Raw genomic sequence first — 17,675 nt, 5'->3', positions numbered from 1 at the left:
TTAGTGTGCAGGATCAGTTGGCGCGAAAGCGGGATTCTGCATAGGCGTACAGCGGGCGCCACAGCAGGCGGTTAAACAGGGTGACGAACAGCGACATGATGGCGATGCCCAGGATGATTTTGGGAAAGTTGCCGCTGGCGGTGTTTTCGGCGATATAGGCCCCCAGACCGTGCGCCGCCACCCGGGTATCGCCCCACTGCACATATTCGGCCACGATGCTGGCGTTCCAGGCCCCGCCGGCGGCGGTGACGGCGCCGGTGACATAGTAGGGAAAGATGGCCGGTAGCATGATCTGGCGCCACCACTGCCAGCCGCGAATATGCAGATTGGCCGTGACCTCGCGGTAGTCATTGGGAAAATTCATGGTGCCGGCCACGACGTTGAACAAAATATACCACTGGGTGCCCAGCACGATCAGCGGCGACAGCCAGATGTCCGGGTTGAGCTGAAAGTGCATGATGGCGATGACGAAGGCGGGAAACAGCAGGTTGGCCGGGAAGGCGGCCAAAAACTGGGCCAGCGGCTGGATCTTACCGGCCAGGGCCGGACGCAGGCCGATCAGCACCCCCAGCGGCACCCAGATGAGCGAGGAGATCAGGATCAGCAGGCTGACGCGCAGCAGGGTCACCAGCCCCATCAGCAGGACATAGCCGACCTCGTGCAGCGAAACGCCGCTGCGGACATACAGGACGACCCGGGTGCAGAGATACAGGGTCAGCACGAGGACCGCCGCACCCCAGAGCAGATCGAGATAGCGTGATGAGCGCCCCGGCGTCGTCGGCGCGGGGCGGTAGCGCGCCGGTCCGGGCCAGCGCAGCGGCAGGCGCGCCAGCCAGCCCAGCAGATGCCCCAGCGGGGCGAGCAGGCGGTGGAACAGGCGGGTGCGCCGCAGCAGGTTGAGCAGCCAGGAGGTGGGGGGATTGGCGGTGCGGGTATTCTCCATGCGAAACTTGTCGGCCCAGGCGACCAGCGGGCGGAACAGCAGCTGATCGTAGATAAGGATCACCGCCACCATGGTCAGCAGCACCCAGCCGATGGCGTGGAGATCGCGCTGCAGGATCGCCTCGGCCAGGTAGGCGCCGATGCCCGGCAGGGTAAAATGGGTATTGCCGACGGTAATCGCCTCTGAGGCCACAATAAAGAACCAGCCGCCGGACATCGACATCATCATGTTCCAGATAAGTCCGGGCATGGCGAAGGGGACATCCAGTTTCCAGAAACGCTGCCAGCTGGTGAAGTGCAGGCCGCGGGCGACCTCATCCAGATCGCCGGGGACGGTGCGTAGGGACTGGTAAAAGCTGAAGGTCATATTCCAGGCCTGGCTGGTAAAGATGGCGAAGATGGCCGCCAGCTCGACCCCCAGCACCCGCCCGGGGAACAGGGCGATAAAGAAGGTGACGGTAAACGAGATATAGCCGAGCACCGGCACCGACTGCAGGATATCCAGCATCGGCACCAATACCTTGGCCGCCCGCCGACTTTTGGCCGCCAGCGTGCCGTAGATCAGGGTGAACAGCAGCGAGGCCAGCATGGCGACCAGCATGCGCAGGGTGGTGCGCAGGGCATAGTCCGGCAGGGCGCTCGGCGCCAGAGAGATCGTCTGCTTTTCCAGGCTGGCGAGGGGCTGCAGCGCCTGATGAAAACCGATGGCCATCATGGCGATAAGGCTGATGATCAGCGGAAAGGCGACGATATCCCAGCGATTGGGGTTCAGACTCAGCGGCCCGTGGCTGCCGGGGGGACGAATATCCATCGGGCTCCTCGTATCAGGGGGCGGTGCGATCCTGCATGACGATGGCCGGAGTGCGCGCGTAGATGGCCCCCAACGTCGGTAGGTGATTGATTGTGCTGTCTGTGATTATAGCCGCTGCGGTAGGATTGGCATCGGTATCGCGCATTTGCGGGCCGACGCGGGCGTACACTAAAAAAAACGGGAGCCGTTTGGCTCCCGCTGTCGTGCTGGCTCGCTGGGGCGATTACAGCGCGGCGATCACCGCCTGCTGTTCGATCAGCTTGGCCTTAGCATCGGCGTAGCCGTCCCGCTTTTCGCGCTCCTTGGCGACCACCGCCTCCGGGGCACGCGCCACAAAGCCTTCGTTGGAGAGCTTGGCTTCGATGCGGGCGATCTCGCCGTCGATCTTGGCCACCTCTTTGGTCAGGCGATCCAGCTCGGCGGCTTTATCGACCAGACCGGCCATCGGGATCAGCAGCTCGGCGCCCTCCACCAGCTTGGTGACGGAGACCGGGCCCTTGTCGCCGGCCGGCAGCAGGGTGATGCTCTGCAGGCGCGCCAGCGACTGGATAAAGCTGCTGTTTTGCTCCACGCGACGCTGGGCGTCAGCGCTGGCGTCGCGCAGCAGCAGATCCAGCGGCTTGCTCGGGGCGATGTTCATTTCGGCGCGGATGTTACGCACCGCGATGATGGCCTGCTTGATCCACTCCAGATCGGAGAGCGCCTGCGCGTCGTCCAGCGCCGCGTCATACTGCGGGTAGGGCTGCAGCATGATGGTATCGGCGTCGATGCCGACCAGCGGCTTGACCCGCTGCCAGATGGTCTCGGTGATGAACGGAATGATCGGGTGCGCCAGGCGCAGCAGGCCTTCCAGCACGGTGACCAGGGTGTGGCGGGTGCCGCGCAGCTCGGCGTCGCTGCCGCCGTTGATCGCCGGCTTGGCCAGCTCCAGGTACCAGTCGCAGAACTGGTTCCAGGTGAACTCGTACAGGATATTGGCCGCGATATCAAAGCGATAGCTATCCAGCGCCTCACGCATGGCCTTCACCGTGCGGTTGAACTCCGCCAGGATCCAGCGATCGGCCAGCGAGTAGACCTTTTCGCCGTCGTTAAAGCCGCAGTCGTGGCCTTCGGTGTTCATCAGCACAAAGCGACTGGCGTTCCACAGCTTGTTACAGAAGTTGCGGTAGCCCTCCAGGCGCTTCATGTCCCAGTTGATGTCGCGGCCGGTGGAGGCCAGGGCCGACAGGGTGAAGCGCAGGGCATCGGTGCCATGCGGCTCGATGCCGTCCGGGAACTGCTTCTCGGTGCGCTTGGCGATCTTCTCGGCCAGCTGCGGCTGCATCATGTTGCCGGTGCGTTTCTCCAGCAGCGCCGGCAGGCTGATGCCGTCGATCATATCCAGCGGATCGATGACGTTGCCCTTGGACTTGGACATCTTCTGCCCTTCGTCGTCGCGGATCAGACCGGTGATATACACGGTCTTGAACGGCACCTGCGGCTTGCCGTCGTCATCCTTGATGAAGTGCATGGTCATCATGATCATGCGGGCGATCCAGAAGAAGATGATGTCGAAGCCGCTGGTTAGCACGTTGGTCGGGTGGAAGGTCTTCAGCGCGTCGGTGTTCTCCGGCCAGCCCAGGGTGGAGAAGGTCCACAGGGCAGAGGAGAACCAGGTGTCCAGTACGTCGTTGTCCTGGGTCAGCGTCACCTCGGCGCCCAGGCCGTTTTCGCTGCGTACCTCTTCTTCGCTGCGGCCGACGTAGACGCGGCCGTCGGCGTCATACCAAGCCGGGATGCGGTGGCCCCACCACAGTTGACGGGAGATACACCAGTCCTGAATGTCGCGCATCCAGGAGAAGTACATGTTTTCGTACTGCTTAGGCACAAACTGAATGTCGCCGTTTTCGACCGCTTCAATGGCCGGCTTGGCCAGCGGGGCGGCGCGCACGTACCACTGGTCGGTCAGCATCGGCTCGATCACCACGCCGCCGCGGTCGCCGTAGGGCACCGTCAGATCGTGCGGTTTGATCTCGACCAGCAGACCGGCCTCGTCGCAGGCCTTGACGATGGCCTTACGGGCGGCAAAGCGCTCCATGCCGCGGAATTCGGCCGGCAGCTCATCGCTGTAGGCATCGCACTCGACGCCGTTGGTGTCCAGCACCTGCGCCTGATCGCGAATGTTGGCGTCGAAGGTGAGGATGTTGATCATCGGCAGCTGGTGGCGACGACCGACCTCATAGTCGTTGAAATCGTGCGCCGGGGTGATCTTCACGCAGCCGGTGCCTTTCTCCATGTCGGCGTGTTCGTCGCCGACGATGGGAATGCGGCGGTTGACCAGCGGGACGATGACAAACTTGCCGATCAGATCTTTGTAGCGCGGATCCTCCGGGTTGACCGCCACGCCGGTGTCGCCCAGCAGGGTCTCCGGACGGGTGGTGGCGACCACCAGGTGATCCTGACCCTCTGCGGTCTTGGCACCGTCGGCCAGCGGGTAGCGCAGATGCCACATGGAGCCCTTGGTTTCTCGGTTCTCCACTTCCAGATCGGAGATGGCGGTGCGCAGCTTCGGATCCCAGTTGACCAGACGCTTGCCGCGGTAGATCAGATCTTCCTGATACAGACGGACGAAGACTTCTTTCACCGCGTTGGACAGGCCGTCGTCCATGGTAAAGCGCTCGCGCTCCCAGTCGACGGAGTTGCCCAGACGGCGCATCTGGCGGGTAATGGTGCCGCCGGATTCGGCCTTCCACTGCCAGATCTTGTCGATGAAGGCATCACGGCCGTAGTCGTGGCGGGTCTTGCCCTCTTCGGCCGCAATCTTACGCTCAACCACCATCTGGGTGGCGATACCGGCATGGTCGGTCCCCACCTGCCACAGGGTGTTTTTCCCCTGCATGCGCTGGTAGCGGATCATGGTGTCCATGATGGTCTGCTGGAACGCGTGGCCCATGTGCAGGCTGCCGGTCACGTTCGGCGGCGGGATCATGATGCAGAAGCTTTCTTTGCTGGTGTCGCCGTTCGGCTTAAAGTAGCCCTGCTGTTCCCAGTGCGCATACAGCGGCTGTTCGATGTCTTGCGGGTTGTATGTTTTTTCCATTCTTCGTCTGTTTCGTCTGATCGGTCAGTGAGTTGGCGGCGTCGCCGTGGTCAAGTGAAAGCCGACGCTGCGATAGGCTTTATAGCGTTCGCGCGCCAACTGCTTTAATGCGTCTTCGTAAGGCACGAAGTCTATCACTTCATGGAAAGCGGTGGCAAAATCCGCGAACGTCGGCAGCAGGCTGATTAACAGCTCGCGCGGCGCGCTGCCGCGTTTGCCCGGCCAGGACAGCTCCACCGGCGCGCCGAAGCGCGGCCCCTCTCCGGCCAGGCTGTGCGGCACGAACTGCTGCGGATCGCGCGCCCACAGCGCCTCGTCCAGGCGCAGCGCCTGCTCCTGGCTGGCGCAGGCCAGCAGCACCCGTTTACCGGCGCGCCAGTGCTGGCAGGCCAGATCGCAGGCCAGCGTTTCTACATCGTCCGGCGCGTCTGCCGCCTGGGGCTGCTCCAGCAAATAAAAGGTTGCCTGTTTCATCGGGAGTCGGATCTATCCTGCATGGGTGAATGCCCCACCGCCGGGATCAGCGACGGGGCGCGGTCGCCCGCGCGGCGGACGACCCAGTCTTCTATTCTACAGCAATGGCGGGAATATTCATGCCTCCCCGCCCGTGCGGGTGGGGAGAGGCGGGATCACTCCTCGCCGTTCAGCCCTGCGCGGTTGAGCAGGAACTGCGACAGCAGCGCCACCGGGCGGCCCGTGGCGCCCTTGGCCTTGCCGGAGCGCCAGGCGGTACCGGCGATATCCAGGTGCGCCCAGTTGTACTTGCGGGTAAAGCGCGCCAGGAAGCAGGCGGCGGTGATCGCCCCGCCCGGGCGCCCGCCGATGTTGGCCATGTCGGCAAAGTTGGAGTCCAGCTGCTCTTGGAACTCCTCGCCCAGCGGCAGGCGCCAGGCGCGATCGCCCGCCTGCTCGGCGGCGCTCAGCAGCTCGGAAGCCAGCGGGTTATGGTTGGCCATCAGGCCGGTCAGGTGGTGACCCAGGGCGATGACGCAGGCGCCGGTCAGGGTGGCGACGTCCACCACCAGCTCCGGCTCGAAGCGTTCGACGTAGGTCAGCACGTCGCACAGCACCAGGCGCCCTTCGGCGTCGGTGTTGAGCACCTCGACGGTCTGGCCGGACATGGTGGTGAGAATGTCGCCCGGCCGATAGGCGCGCCCGCCCGGCATGTTTTCACAGCCCGCCAGTACCCCGACGATGTTGAGGGGCAGCCGCAGCTCGGCCGCCATGCGCATCACGCCATAGACAGAGGCGGCGCCGCACATGTCGTACTTCATCTCGTCCATGCCTTCCCCCGGCTTCAGGGAGATGCCGCCGGCGTCAAAGGTCAGCCCTTTGCCGACCAGCACGATGGGGCGGGCGTCCGGGTTCGGGCTGCCCTTGTATTCGATCACCGACATCAGCGACTCGTTCTGCGAGCCCTGCCCGACGGCCAGATAGGCGTTCATACCCAGCTCTTTCATCTGCTGCTCGCCGATCACCCGGGTGGTGACGGCGTCGGCGTAGCTGTCGGCCAGCTGACGCGCCTGCGAGGCCAGGTAGCCCGCGTTACAGATGTTGGGCGGCATGTTGCCGAGATCTTTGGCGGCCTTGATCCCAGCGGCGATGGCCAGACCGTGCTGAATGGCGCGTTCGCCGCTGGTCAGCTCGCGGCGGGTCGGCACGTTGAACACCATCTTGCGCAGCGGACGGCGCGGCTCCACCTTGTTGCTCTTCAGCTGATCAAAGGTGTAGAGGGTCTCTTTGGCGGTTTCGACGGCCTGGCGCACCTTCCAGTAGGTGTTGCGGCCCTTGACGTGCAGCTCGGTCAGGAAGCACACCGCCTCCATCGAACCGGTATCGTTGAGGGTGTTGATGGTCTTCTGGACCACCTGCTTATACTGGCGCTCGTCCAGCTCACGCTCTTTGCCGCAGCCGATCAGCAGGATGCGCTCTGAGAGTACGTTGGGGACATGGTGCAGCAACAGGGTTTGACCCACCTTGCCTTCCAGTTCGCCGCGGCGCAGCAGGGCGCTGATATAACCGTCGCTGATCTTGTCGAGCTGTTCGGCAATCGGTGACAGGCGACGCGGTTCGAACACGCCGACCACGATACAGGCGCTACGCTGTTTTTCCGGGCTACCGCTCTTTACACTGAACTCCATGCACTCTCCTGAATCTTAAAGACAGCGGCCGGGGGGGCAGATAAACTATACTCAAACGAGCTGTGGCCCCTGCGCCGTTGAACTGACTAGAAACAATTATTGCCACACGTTTTTTGAACCAAACGGTAAAATCGTGCCGGCATTGGTCTGATCCAGCCACCGCAGCGGCTTTTGCTGGTTTTTTGCGCTGCTGGCGGCTAAATTTGTCGTTTTCGTGACTAACGATTACGGTACAATCGGTTTACAGTACAATCAGTTTACCTGACAAGCGGTTGGCGTTTTGGGATCTGGTCACGTTCCCAGTGTGCTTTTACGCCGCCCGGACAGCAAAGGCTGTATATCGTGTTCCTGATTGTTGCCGCTGCCATGAACATCATAAAAATGGCGCGTTAGCGTAGAAATTATCTATTTTCCTGCAAAAATACAAGTTTTCACAGGCGTAATAAGCGTGATCATCATTAGATATCTAGTACGGGAAACCTTTAAGAGCCAGGTCGCTATCCTGTTTATTCTGCTACTGATCTTTTTTTGCCAAAAGATGGTGCGAATTTTAGGGGCGGTGGTGAACGGTGATATCCCGACCAATCTGGTATTTTCCCTGCTCGGGCTGGGAATACCGGAGATGGCCCAGCTCATTCTTCCGCTCAGCCTGTTCCTGGGGCTGCTGATGACGCTGGGCAGACTGTACACGGAGAGCGAGATCACGGTGATGCACGCCTGTGGCCTGAGCAAGGCGGTGCTGGTGAAGGCGGCGATGGCGCTGGCCTTTATTACCGGCGCGCTGGCGCTGGTCAACGCCTTCTGGCTGAGCCCGTGGTCCTCGCTGCACTCGGACGAGGTGATGGCCGAGGCGCGGGCTAACCCCGGCCTGGCGTCGCTGGCGGAGGGGCAGTTTCAGCCCTCGCAGGACGGCAACTACGTGCTGTTTGTCGGCAATGTGAAGGACAAAAAATTCCATAATGTCTTCCTGGCCCAGCTGCGCCCCAGCGGCTCCCAGCGCCCGTCGGTGGTGGTGGCCGACAGCGGTCATCTGGTGGAGATGAAGGATGGCGCGCAGAAGGTGGTGCTGGACAGCGGTACCCGCTATGAGGGCACCGCCATGCTGCGCGACTTCCGTATCACCGACTTTGTCGACTATTCGGCGATCATCGGCCATAAATCGGCGATGCTAGACCCCAATAACGCCGATCAGGCCAGCATGTCCGCCCTGTGGCACTCGCAGGAGCCGAGCTTCCGCGCCGAGTTTCACTGGCGCCTGACCCTGGTATTCTCGGTGATCGTGATGGCGCTGATGGTGGTGCCGCTCAGCGTGGTCAACCCGCGCCAGGGGCGGGTGCTGTCGATGCTGCCGGCGATGCTGCTGTACCTTATCTTCTTCCTGCTGCAGAGCTCCCTGCGCTCCAACGGCGGCAAGGACAAGCTGGACCCGATGATCTGGATGTGGGGGGTGAACGGTCTCTACCTGCTGCTGGCCGTCGTGCTTAACCTGTGGGATACCGTCCCGATGCGCCGCCTGCGTGCGCGCCTGAGCGGAAAAGGAGTGGCCTGATGTTTGGCGTTCTCGATCGTTATATTGGCCGCACCATCTTCAACACCATCATGATGACCCTGTTCATGCTGGTGTCGCTGTCGGGCATCATCAAGTTTGTCGATCAGCTGCGCAAGGTGGGTCAGGGCGACTACTCCGTGGCCGGCGCCGGCCTGTTTACCCTGCTGAGTATCCCCAAGGATATCGAAATCTTCTTTCCGATGGCGGCGCTGCTCGGTGCGCTGCTCGGGCTGGGGATGCTGGCGCAGCGCAGCGAGCTGGTGGTGATGCAGGCCGCCGGCTTTACCCGTATGCAGGTGGCATCGGCGGTGATGAAGACCGCCATCCCGCTGGTGCTGCTGACCATGGCCATCGGCGAGTGGGTCGCCCCGCAGGGGGATCAGGCGGCGCGCAACTACCGCGCCCAGCAGATGTACGGCGGCTCGCTGCTGTCGACCCAGGGCGGGCTGTGGGCTAAAGATGGCAACCAGTTTGTCTATATCGCCCAGGTGGTGAACGACCGTACCCTTGGCGGGGTGAGCATTTACACACTGAATGCCCAGCGTAAGCTGACCTCGCTGCGCTACGCGGCGTCGGCCACCTTTGACGGCAAGCAGTGGAAGCTGGCCCAGGTGGAGGAGTCCAACCTGACCGATCCGAAGATGATCACCGGCTCACGCACCCTGAGCGGGGTATGGAAGACCAACCTGACGCCGGACAAGCTGGGGGTGGTGGCGGTCAGCCCCGACTCCCTCTCCATCAGCGGGCTGTACCACTACGTCAAATACCTGAAGCAGAGCGGTCAGGAGTCCAGCCGCTACCAGCTCAACCTGTGGAGCAAGATCTTTGCGCCGCTCTCCGTGGCGGTGATGATGCTGATGGCGCTGTCGTTTATCTTCGGCCCGCTGCGCAGCGTGCCGATGGGGGTACGGGTGCTGACCGGCATCTGCTTTGGCTTCGTCTTCTACGTGCTGGACCAGATCTTCGGCCCGATGAGCCTGGTGTACAACGTGCCGCCGGTGATCGGGGCGGTGCTGCCCAGCGCGCTGTTTCTGGGGCTTAGCGTCTATCTGCTGCTGCGCCGCAGCTAGGCGCAGCGCACAGAGAAAAGGGGCGCCACGGCGCCCCTTTTTTTGCGGTCTCTCCGGCGCCGCACCCCATACGATGCGACGTAAGCGTGTGCTCACTTCGAGCCTCGCGTCCACCTAGCGCTTCTGCGCCGCCAGCGCGCTGACCAGATCGTTAACCCCATCGCTCATGTTCTTAAAGCGGGTCAGATCGCTGCGGGTCACCACCACGAAGACCCCGATGTTTTTCTCCGGGATCAGCGCCATATAGGTAATAAAGCCGCCGGCGCCGCCGGTCTTCTGAATGATGGCCGGGTGCCCATCCTGCGGCGCCATCGCCACCCATCCCAGCCCCAAGGCGGAGGCCTTGCCCGGCACATCCATGCCTTTCACCTGATTCAGCTTAGCGCGCGGGTAGTACATCTTCAGCAGACGGGCGGCATAGGGGCTGCGCGGCTGCTGACCACCGGCCAGAAACTGCTGCATCCAGCGGCGCATGTCGTCCGGCGTGGAGTAGACGCCGCCGCTGCCGATGGCCGCCAGCGAGGAGATACAGGGGCTGGCGCTGCGCGCCGGGATCATCAGACGCGCGCACTGCGCCGCCGTCGGGGTATAGGTGGTGCTGCTCATCCCCAGCGGGCGGGCGATCAGGCGCTGAAACAGCGCCGGGTAGCTCTGCTTGGTGGCGTGGGCCAGGGCGTCGGCCAGCAGATCGTAGGCCAGGTTAGAGTAGGCGGCACTGCTGCCCGGGGCCACGCTCAGACGCGCGCGCTGCAGCCACTGCCAGCGCTGGCTATAGGTCGGCCAGGTGAACACCGCCCGATTGGCGGCGCCGCCCGGCTGCTCGCGCGGCAGACCGCTGGTGTGGGAGGCCAGGTGCATCAGGCGGATCGGTCTGCCGGAGGCGTTAGTGGGCACACGCTTACCCGACGGTGCATAGCGCGACAGGGGATCGGTCAGCTTGACCTTGCCCTCGGCGTCCAGTTTGACCAGCACTTCACTGGTCATCAGCTTGGTCAGGGAGGCGATACGGATCAGCGAGTCGGGGCGCGGGCGCTGATGGTTGCCCGGCTTGGTCTCACCGTAGCTGCGAAACAGCTGCTCCCTGCCGTCGATAGCGACCAGCGCCATCCCGGTGGCGCCGCTGTTGTAAAAGATATGCTCGGCGTAGCGATCAACGGTCGCGCGGATCTGGGCATCCGGCGCAGCGGCGCGGGCGGAAACGCCGCTCAGCAGACAGCCGATGGCCAGCGCGGCCAGCGGAAAAAAAGAGCGAAAACGAGTATCCATGTCATTCAAACGCTAGGGAATTAAGAGGGTAAGTATAGTAATGCCAGCCAACGCTGCACGGCAGCGCTTTTCACCGGGAATTTTGTAAAAAATCCCGCCAGAGTGCTGCCGCGGGTAAAAATGAATGTGACGCAGCGCACATGCAAGGGTAATCTTGCTACGCTGTAAAGAGAGAGGCAGAACGGGGGCGGCCACGGTGAAATTTTCTGCCGCAGCGCAGTTATTTTTTCCTCTTTGTCCTCTGTGAACATATAATGCGCAGCGGTCATTTGTGACTGTAACCGAACAACCGCCTGCGCGGCGTTAAGCACCCAACAGGAATAGAAACATGAAAATGAGTATCCGTGCGCTTCTCACGGTACTTCTGGCCGCGACTGCCTGCGTGCAGTCTGCGTTTGCCGTGGTATACCCTCTGCCGGCGAACAACAGCCGAGTGGTTGGCGAGAACCTGCAGATCAAGGTCCCGGAAGACAGTAAGTACCCGCTGGAGCATTTTGCTGCCCAGTACCAGATGGGGCTGAGCAACATGCTGGAAGCCAACCCCGGCGTCGATCCCTACCTGCCGCGCGCAGGTCGTAGCCTGACCATCCCGCAGCAGCTGATCCTGCCGAACACGCCCCACGAGGGGATCGTGATCAACAGCGCTGAAATGCGTCTGTACTACTACCCGAAAGGCAGTAAGACGGTGATCGTACTGCCGATCGGCATCGGCCAGCTGGGCCGCGACACCCCGATGAACTGGGTGACCTCCGTCCAGCGCAAGAAAGCCGGACCGACCTGGACCCCGACCAAGAAGATGCACGAAGAGTACGCCGCCAACGGCCAGTACCTGCCCGCTGTCTTCCCCGCCGGCCCGGACAACCCGATGGGGCTGTACGCCCTGTATGTCGGCCGCCTGTATGCGGTGCACGGCACCAACGCCAACTTCGGCATCGGCCTGCGCGTCAGCCACGGCTGCGTGCGCCTGCGCGACCCGGACATCAAGTGGCTGTTTGACAACGTCCCGGTCGGCACCCGCGTGCAGTTTATCGACGAACCGGTAAAAGCCACCGTCGAACCGGACGGCTCCCGCTATATCGAGGTGCATAACCCGCTCTCCACCACCGAAGCGGAGTGGCAGTCCCGCGCGCCGGTCCCGATCCAGCTCAACGCCGCGGTGACTAAGATCGTCGCCGACCCCAGCGTCAGCACCCACGCCGTAGACGAAGCCCTGAAGGCCCGCTCCGGCATGCCGGTGAAGATCAACTGAGTCCATGCGCTGGGCCAGATAGCCAGGCGGGTCACTGACCCGCCTTTTTTGTCTCTGTCGGTTTGCGGCCTTGCGGGCTACAGCCGCATAGGCCTGGCGCCATCCCTTGCTAACACGCTGAAAAACCAGCGCACCTATCGGATAAGGTGCTTTTTTCAACAGTTGAAAACCGCCGCGGCGGATATATGTTGCATGGCGATCGCCAGCGGGTATAATGCACGGGTTTCCGCATCCCCTTCCGTGCCGGAGTGGCGAAATCGGTAGACGCAGTTGATTCAAAATCAACCGTAGAAATACGTGCCGGTTCGAGTCCGGCCTTCGGCACCATTAATACTTCCAAGACCATCCGAGAAAGTCCGCTAAACCCTTTAAAATCAATGCTTGCAGCGATTTTTCTGTCCCGAGTTGTCCGAGGTAGTCCGTTGAAATCCGGATGCTATTGGGGGCATAATTGGGGGCATCTTAACTTCGATTAGAAATGTGCCCCCAAATGAAGCTCAACGCCAGACAGGTCGAGACCGCAAAGCCAAAAGACAAAACCTACAAAATGGCCGATGGCGGCGGTTTGTATCTCGAGGTTTCGGCCAAGGGGTCTAAATACTGGCGCATGAAATACCGACGTCCCTCTGACAAAAAAGAGGATCGCCTCGCTTTTGGTGTTTGGCCTACTGTGACGCTTGCTCAGGCAAGAGCAAAGCGCGACGAAGCTAAAAAGCTCTTAGTACAGGGCATAGACCCAAAAGCCGAACAGAAAGAGGCTCAGGCCGAGAATTCGGGGGCGTACACTTTCGAAACTATCGCTCGTGAATGGCATGACAGTAACAAACGCTGGAGCGAAGACCATCGATCGCGCGTTCTTCGCTATCTTGAGCTTTATATTTTCCCCCATATCGGTTCGTCCGACATTCGCCAGCTCAAAACCAGTTACCTATTAGCGCCGATTAAAAAAGTTGATGCCAGTGGTAAGCATGATGTTGCGCAGCGTCTTCAGCAGCGTGTCACGGCTATTATGCGTTATGCCGTACAGAACGATTACATCGACTCAAATCCAGCCAGTGATATGGCCGGTGCGCTATCGACAACCAAAGCGCGACATTACCCCGCTTTACCCTCCAGCCGGTTCCCTGAGTTTCTTGCACGTCTTGATGCATATCGTGGTCGCGTAATGACACGGATCGCGGTCGAGCTTTCCTTACTCACTTTTGTGCGTTCCAGTGAGTTACGTTTTGCGCGTTGGGATGAATTCGACTTTGATAAATCTCTTTGGCGCATTCCGGCAAAACGAGAAGAGATTAAAGGCGTGCGCTACTCGTACCGTGGGATGAAGATGAAAGAGGAGCATATCGTTCCACTTAGTCGGCAGGCGATGATTTTGTTAGACCAGTTAAAACAGATTAGCGGTGATAAAGAGCTGCTGTTTCCGGGTGATCATGATGCAACTAAGGTTATGAGTGAAAACACGGTAAACAGCGCATTGCGTGCAATGGGATATGACACTAAAACTGAAGTATGTGGGCATGGGTTTAGGACTATGGCGCGTGGTGCGTTGGGGGAGTCGGGGTTATGGAGTGATGACGCGATAGAGAGGCAACTGAGCCACTCAGAGCGTAATAATGTACGTGCTGCATATATTCACACATCCGAGCACTTGGATGAGCGTAGGCTCATGGTGCAATGGTGGGCTGATTATCTTGATAGTTGTCATAAACACCAGATCGCACCATATGAGTTTGCACGGATTTATAAATCATAGTTCTTTTATATCAGTTAGTTAGATTTTTAATTAACAATTTTAGTGGTTATGATGTGAGTTGGATAGATAAACGATATTTTTTTACTTCCAAATCCAGTTTTTCTTGATAATATTTTTGAGTGACGCATTGAATTAAACGTTCGAGGGAATGTGATGGAAAGCGAAATTGAAATGGATAACCCACTTGCATCACCTCAGCGAGAGTCCGCTGGTGCTGATTCATATGACCGTTTTGAATACCAATATCATTGGGCTCTATGTCAGGCTTTTTCAGCGTACAAAAATGCTAGAGACTTCGCTGTATTCATGGAATATCATGAAGATGTAATCATTGCCGACTCTCTTGATAAAGAAAAAGTTAAGTTTACGTTTAATCAAGTGAAAGCTAACTCTTCAGGTAGCTATACGATTAATAGTTTGACTAAGCGAGATAAAGGGAAAAATGGCGAAAAACCCTCTCTTTTAGGAAAACTATGTTCTTCCGTTCATAAAAAATGTTATTTGAGTAAGGTGACTGAATTAAATTTCGTGAGCACAATAGGTTTCAATTTTTCTCCTAAAGATGGGTTAAAGTTGAGAGCTTTAGGTCTTTCTGAACTGAACTCAGGTGATTTATCATTAATTACAAACAACCTAAATAAAGAGATTGATGAGTTTGATGCCTTCCCAAAAGAAATAATTAGATTTGTTTACTCTGATATACCACTTCAAAGTTATTATGAGCACACAATAACAAGAATTACTGATAGTGTCGAAGTCGTATTCCCTAAACATTTATTAAAACCAAAAGACATTTATAGGGTTTTAATGGATGCACTTAGAATCCGAGGCAAAGACACTTTTGATTATGATAAATGGGATGAAGTGCTTGTTAAAAAGGCATTAACCTTTGATGACATACATAAAGTAGTGACAAACGGTATATCTGGAGAAAATTCAGGGGTAGATCTTGAAACCGCTAAATATGTCATTAATGACTTAACTATTAATGGCTTAGAAAAGGGTAGGCTATTAAAAGAGGTTAAGGCTTATACTTTACGTGTTTTATCTCCTTCACTAGCAATGCTGGAAGCTCAAAAGAGTATCCAGGAGGTTATTGTTAAAAACCGAAACCAAATAGGCGACAACATAACGTACGATTTTCTTCAGAGACTCAGCGCTGAAATTCCAGAGAGAACAAAATATATATTAGATACAGAAAGAACATTGATTGCAGCAATTATATACGAAATTATTTCGAGTGAAATATAATGGAAAAAAACTATAAATTGTTGATTAGGAATTTAAGGACAAAATTACATGAGAAAGTTAGTTTTAGAGAAAATAACAATAATATCTCATTCAACAAAATCCGCGAGGCAATTCGAGTTCGGAAGGAACCTGACTCTAATAACAGCTGATGATGGTAATAGTGTCGGAAAATCGACGTTAGCTAAAATGATTTTCTGGTCATTTGGCTGCGAACCTTTATTTTCTAGTGTTTGGAAGGAACTTGATTGCTCATCCATTATCAATTTTAGTATTGATGGTGAATCAATTTCTATTCACCGTTATAAAAATGAAATGAGCTTTCGCAAACCTGGCCAGCTATTGAAGGTTTATAATAAGATCACTGGTGCCTTTGCCGAGTTATTCGCAGAGTTAGTGAAATTTGATGTGCTATTACCTAAAAAAAACAGTTTTAATTTAGAGGTTCCTCCTCCCTCGTATTATTTTTTGCCTTTCTATATTGACCAAAAAAGAACATGGGTGAAACCATGGGATTCTTTTTCTAATCTACAGCAATATAGTAAGTGGGCGCAACCTGTAATATCGTTTCATAGCGGTCTTATTTCGAAGGAACACTTTGTTGTTGAAGAAGATATATATGAAATTAAAGCGAAAGCGGATGAGGTTGAAAATAATATTAATGAATTAAAGAATGCTGTCACTATTTTAAAAAATAATATCGCTCATCAAGATTACACTGCAGATTCTGAAAGTTTAGCCGATGAGATATTAAAGTACGAAGAGTTAATTAAACGTAACCTAGATGAATCTGCAAACTTAAAAATTGAGATTGTTGACCTTGAGTCGCAATTAAAACTTGCTGAATCCATAATTAGCGAACTGGATAAAGATTATATTTTTTCTGTAGAGAACATGAATGAAGGAAGCGTTGAATGTCCTACATGTGGAACAATCCATGAGAACTCTATAGCTCACAGAAGTAGCATTCTTATTGACAAAGAAAAAGCTGAAAAGCAATTTACTTTGCTATTAAATGAAAAATTACGCCTGCAAGATAACTTGACTAATTTAGATAGAATACTATTGGGGTTTAAAGAAAAATTATCAAATGCGCAGTCAGCATTTGAATTAAGTAACTCGAAGGCGTTTTCAGAGTTTATGACTAATAATGTCGATAAGCAGATTGACGTTATCGTTGAAAAAAAATCAGCTGTTCTCGAAAACCAAAAGTTAAAAGAGAAGGGTTTGAAAAAAACTCAGAAGGATTTAATTACGAAGGAACAAAGAAATACTATAAAAGAAGATTTCTCCAATACATTCTTTAAGTACATAACTAAATTAAGAGTTAATATAGATGCTTCTCTTATAAAGAGCCCGCTCGATTACAACAAAATATATGAGGTTGGAGGGGCCGCTGAAGATGCTCGAGCGGTTTTAGGATATTACTTGGCTTTATATGAGCATATTTCAGAATATGGTCATGAGGTGGTTCCTCCTCTTGTTATTGATACCCCCAATCAACAGGAACAATCTACCGAGAACTATAATAAAATAGTTGAGGCGATAGCTAGAGGGGTTACTGAAAACAAGCAATACATTATTTGTGCAATGCAACACAGTGCATTGGATACTCTTTCAAAAGATGCAAAAGTCATTCGTCTGGATGAAAGAAAAATACTTACAGCTTCTGAGTATGAAGAAGCAAAAGACATTGAAGAGCAATTTCTTTTTATATGATTAATCCCAATTGAAAGGACTTTTATATCTAAAGCATGGAGCTATGTGGGTTAATTGTTTGAAACGCGCTGGCGCGCAATGCTCTCCCCGCCACGCCTGCCCGCTTCCTGGAGCGCTTTTAATGCAGGTGCGTGAAGGGACTCAGGCCGCGCCAGTGCTGGTGCGGCGGGGTGTGGAAAATTCAGGGTTTTGCATGCAAAGCCATGCAGCGTAGGCATGCATGGCTATTTTTACTAAAAAGACGGGTATTTTCGGGGCGTTTTATGCGGATTTTTTGCGGGTCTGCGTGGCCTGTCGGCGCATGAAAATCTGACTCTGTTCAGGCGTATATTTTGCCCGGTTGTCGTCTCTCGATGCTCTGTCAGGCCGGAAACCGATGGTTGTCAGAATCTCGCGATCTTCCTCTGCGTAATCAATATTTCCTCCGCGGGTTACATGAAAAGACAGCGCTTCGCGAACACTGGCGGCCGCCCGGTCGAGAGCACGTTCTCTGACAATGTCAGGTTGTTCGCTGAGATGCATTAATTCCGGTGCCAGTGCGGCGGCCAGCGCGTCGCCGCTTACCTGCATAAAAGCGTGGAGCTGACGCCGGATACTGATACGCTGCACGGCCTCATGTGACCGGATGTACTGCCCGGCCGACTGATTTACCGCCCATTTTTTCAGGTCAATATCATCCCGCAGCGCCTGTGCTGCCTCCGGCTGATAACGGGTGCAGGTCAGCTCCAGCTCTTTCAGCGCCATTTCAGCCCGCGCCAGTGCTGACTTGCTGCTCATCCAGTCCGATTTATTCTTCTGACAGGTTTCAAAGGCCTGTTCCAGTAGTGCTCGTGCCATTGTCTTTTCTC

The 17,675-nt window shown here is 56.2% G+C and carries 12 protein-coding genes and 1 tRNA gene; 7 read left to right on the top strand and 6 right to left on the bottom strand.

The window, feature by feature from the left end:
* Window positions 1-13: 13 nt before the first annotated feature.
* From L1P05_RS14860 to pepA, 4 genes are all read right to left on the bottom strand, one after another.
* Entirely contained in the window at window positions 14-1,753 is a 1,740-nt protein-coding gene (locus L1P05_RS14860) for an ABC transporter permease (protein WP_012849914.1), read from the bottom strand.
* 223 nt (window positions 1,754-1,976) lie between these two features.
* Window positions 1,977-4,832 carry a valine--tRNA ligase gene (locus tag L1P05_RS14855; protein ID WP_012849912.1) on the bottom strand — a complete coding sequence of 952 codons (2,856 nt, stop codon included), beginning with the start codon at window positions 4,830-4,832 and terminating at the stop codon, window positions 1,977-1,979.
* Window positions 4,833-4,856: 24 nt separating this feature from the next.
* Complete coding sequence (locus L1P05_RS14850; protein ID WP_012849911.1) at window positions 4,857-5,306, bottom strand: DNA polymerase III subunit chi; 450 nt, start codon at window positions 5,304-5,306, stop codon at window positions 4,857-4,859.
* 155 nt (window positions 5,307-5,461) lie between these two features.
* Window positions 5,462-6,973, bottom strand: coding sequence for a leucyl aminopeptidase (pepA, locus tag L1P05_RS14845; RefSeq protein ID WP_012849910.1), 1,512 nt, complete (start codon window positions 6,971-6,973; stop codon window positions 5,462-5,464).
* 448 nt (window positions 6,974-7,421) lie between these two features.
* On the opposite strand from pepA, the gene lptF reads away from it, so the two are divergent.
* Window positions 7,422-8,522: an LPS export ABC transporter permease LptF gene (gene lptF / locus L1P05_RS14840; RefSeq protein WP_012849909.1), complete on the top strand. Its 1,101-nt coding sequence runs from the start codon at window positions 7,422-7,424 to the stop codon at window positions 8,520-8,522.
* Entirely contained in the window at window positions 8,522-9,592 is a 1,071-nt protein-coding gene (lptG, locus tag L1P05_RS14835) for an LPS export ABC transporter permease LptG (protein ID WP_012849908.1), read from the top strand. Before lptF ends, lptG begins: the two co-directional genes overlap by 1 nt.
* Window positions 9,593-9,706: 114 nt before the next feature.
* Here lptG and ampH read toward each other — a convergent pair whose 3' ends face one another.
* On the bottom strand, window positions 9,707-10,858 hold the full coding sequence (gene ampH, locus L1P05_RS14830; RefSeq protein WP_012849907.1) for a D-alanyl-D-alanine-carboxypeptidase/endopeptidase AmpH: 1,152 nt from the start codon (window positions 10,856-10,858) through the stop codon (window positions 9,707-9,709).
* 328 nt (window positions 10,859-11,186) lie between these two features.
* Between ampH and L1P05_RS14825 the strand changes: the two genes are divergently transcribed.
* From L1P05_RS14825 to L1P05_RS14805, 5 genes are all read left to right on the top strand, one after another.
* Complete coding sequence (locus L1P05_RS14825; RefSeq protein ID WP_012849905.1) at window positions 11,187-12,107, top strand: L,D-transpeptidase family protein; 921 nt, start codon at window positions 11,187-11,189, stop codon at window positions 12,105-12,107.
* A gap of 242 nt (window positions 12,108-12,349) precedes the next feature.
* Window positions 12,350-12,434: transfer RNA gene (locus L1P05_RS14820), tRNA-Leu, on the top strand.
* A 163-nt stretch (window positions 12,435-12,597) separates the two neighbouring features.
* Window positions 12,598-13,860, top strand: a complete 1,263-nt coding sequence (locus L1P05_RS14815; RefSeq protein WP_012849904.1) for a tyrosine-type recombinase/integrase — start codon at window positions 12,598-12,600, stop codon at window positions 13,858-13,860.
* Between the two features lie 153 nt (window positions 13,861-14,013).
* Complete coding sequence (locus L1P05_RS14810; protein WP_041692551.1) at window positions 14,014-15,111, top strand: DUF4297 domain-containing protein; 1,098 nt, start codon at window positions 14,014-14,016, stop codon at window positions 15,109-15,111.
* Between the two features lie 48 nt (window positions 15,112-15,159).
* The gene (locus L1P05_RS14805; RefSeq protein WP_109913379.1) at window positions 15,160-16,827 is read left to right on the top strand and encodes a hypothetical protein; all 1,668 of its coding nucleotides are present in this window, start codon (window positions 15,160-15,162) and stop codon (window positions 16,825-16,827) included.
* 261 nt (window positions 16,828-17,088) lie between these two features.
* On the opposite strand, the gene L1P05_RS14800 is transcribed toward L1P05_RS14805, so the two are convergent.
* On the bottom strand, window positions 17,089-17,664 hold the full coding sequence (locus L1P05_RS14800; RefSeq protein WP_012849900.1) for a phage polarity suppression protein: 576 nt from the start codon (window positions 17,662-17,664) through the stop codon (window positions 17,089-17,091).
* Window positions 17,665-17,675: the final 11 nt, after the last annotated feature.

Origin of the sequence: Edwardsiella piscicida, from assembly GCF_021733145.1 — a bacterium.
Taxonomy (GTDB): domain Bacteria; phylum Pseudomonadota; class Gammaproteobacteria; order Enterobacterales; family Enterobacteriaceae; genus Edwardsiella; species Edwardsiella piscicida.
The sequence above is the reverse complement of the archived record's forward strand: the minus strand, read 5'-3'. Positions and strand labels throughout refer to the sequence as shown.

Bases quoted from the DNA above. Each gene is read 5' to 3' on its own strand.
- L1P05_RS14860 (WP_012849914.1), bottom strand. From the start codon at position 1,753: ATGGATATTCGTCCCCCCGGCAGCCACGGGCCGCTGAGTCTGAACCCC.
- L1P05_RS14855 (WP_012849912.1), bottom strand. From the start codon at position 4,832: ATGGAAAAAACATACAACCCGCAAGACATCGAACAGCCGCTGTATGCG.
- L1P05_RS14850 (WP_012849911.1), bottom strand. From the start codon at position 5,306: ATGAAACAGGCAACCTTTTATTTGCTGGAGCAGCCCCAGGCGGCAGAC.
- pepA (WP_012849910.1), bottom strand. From the start codon at position 6,973: ATGGAGTTCAGTGTAAAGAGCGGTAGCCCGGAAAAACAGCGTAGCGCC.
- lptG (WP_012849908.1), top strand. From the start codon at position 8,522: ATGTTTGGCGTTCTCGATCGTTATATTGGCCGCACCATCTTCAACACC.
- ampH (WP_012849907.1), bottom strand. From the start codon at position 10,858: ATGGATACTCGTTTTCGCTCTTTTTTTCCGCTGGCCGCGCTGGCCATC.
- L1P05_RS14825 (WP_012849905.1), top strand. From the start codon at position 11,187: ATGAAAATGAGTATCCGTGCGCTTCTCACGGTACTTCTGGCCGCGACT.
- L1P05_RS14815 (WP_012849904.1), top strand. From the start codon at position 12,598: ATGAAGCTCAACGCCAGACAGGTCGAGACCGCAAAGCCAAAAGACAAA.
- L1P05_RS14810 (WP_041692551.1), top strand. From the start codon at position 14,014: ATGGAAAGCGAAATTGAAATGGATAACCCACTTGCATCACCTCAGCGA.
- L1P05_RS14805 (WP_109913379.1), top strand. From the start codon at position 15,160: ATGAGAAAGTTAGTTTTAGAGAAAATAACAATAATATCTCATTCAACA.
- L1P05_RS14800 (WP_012849900.1), bottom strand. From the start codon at position 17,664: ATGGCACGAGCACTACTGGAACAGGCCTTTGAAACCTGTCAGAAGAAT.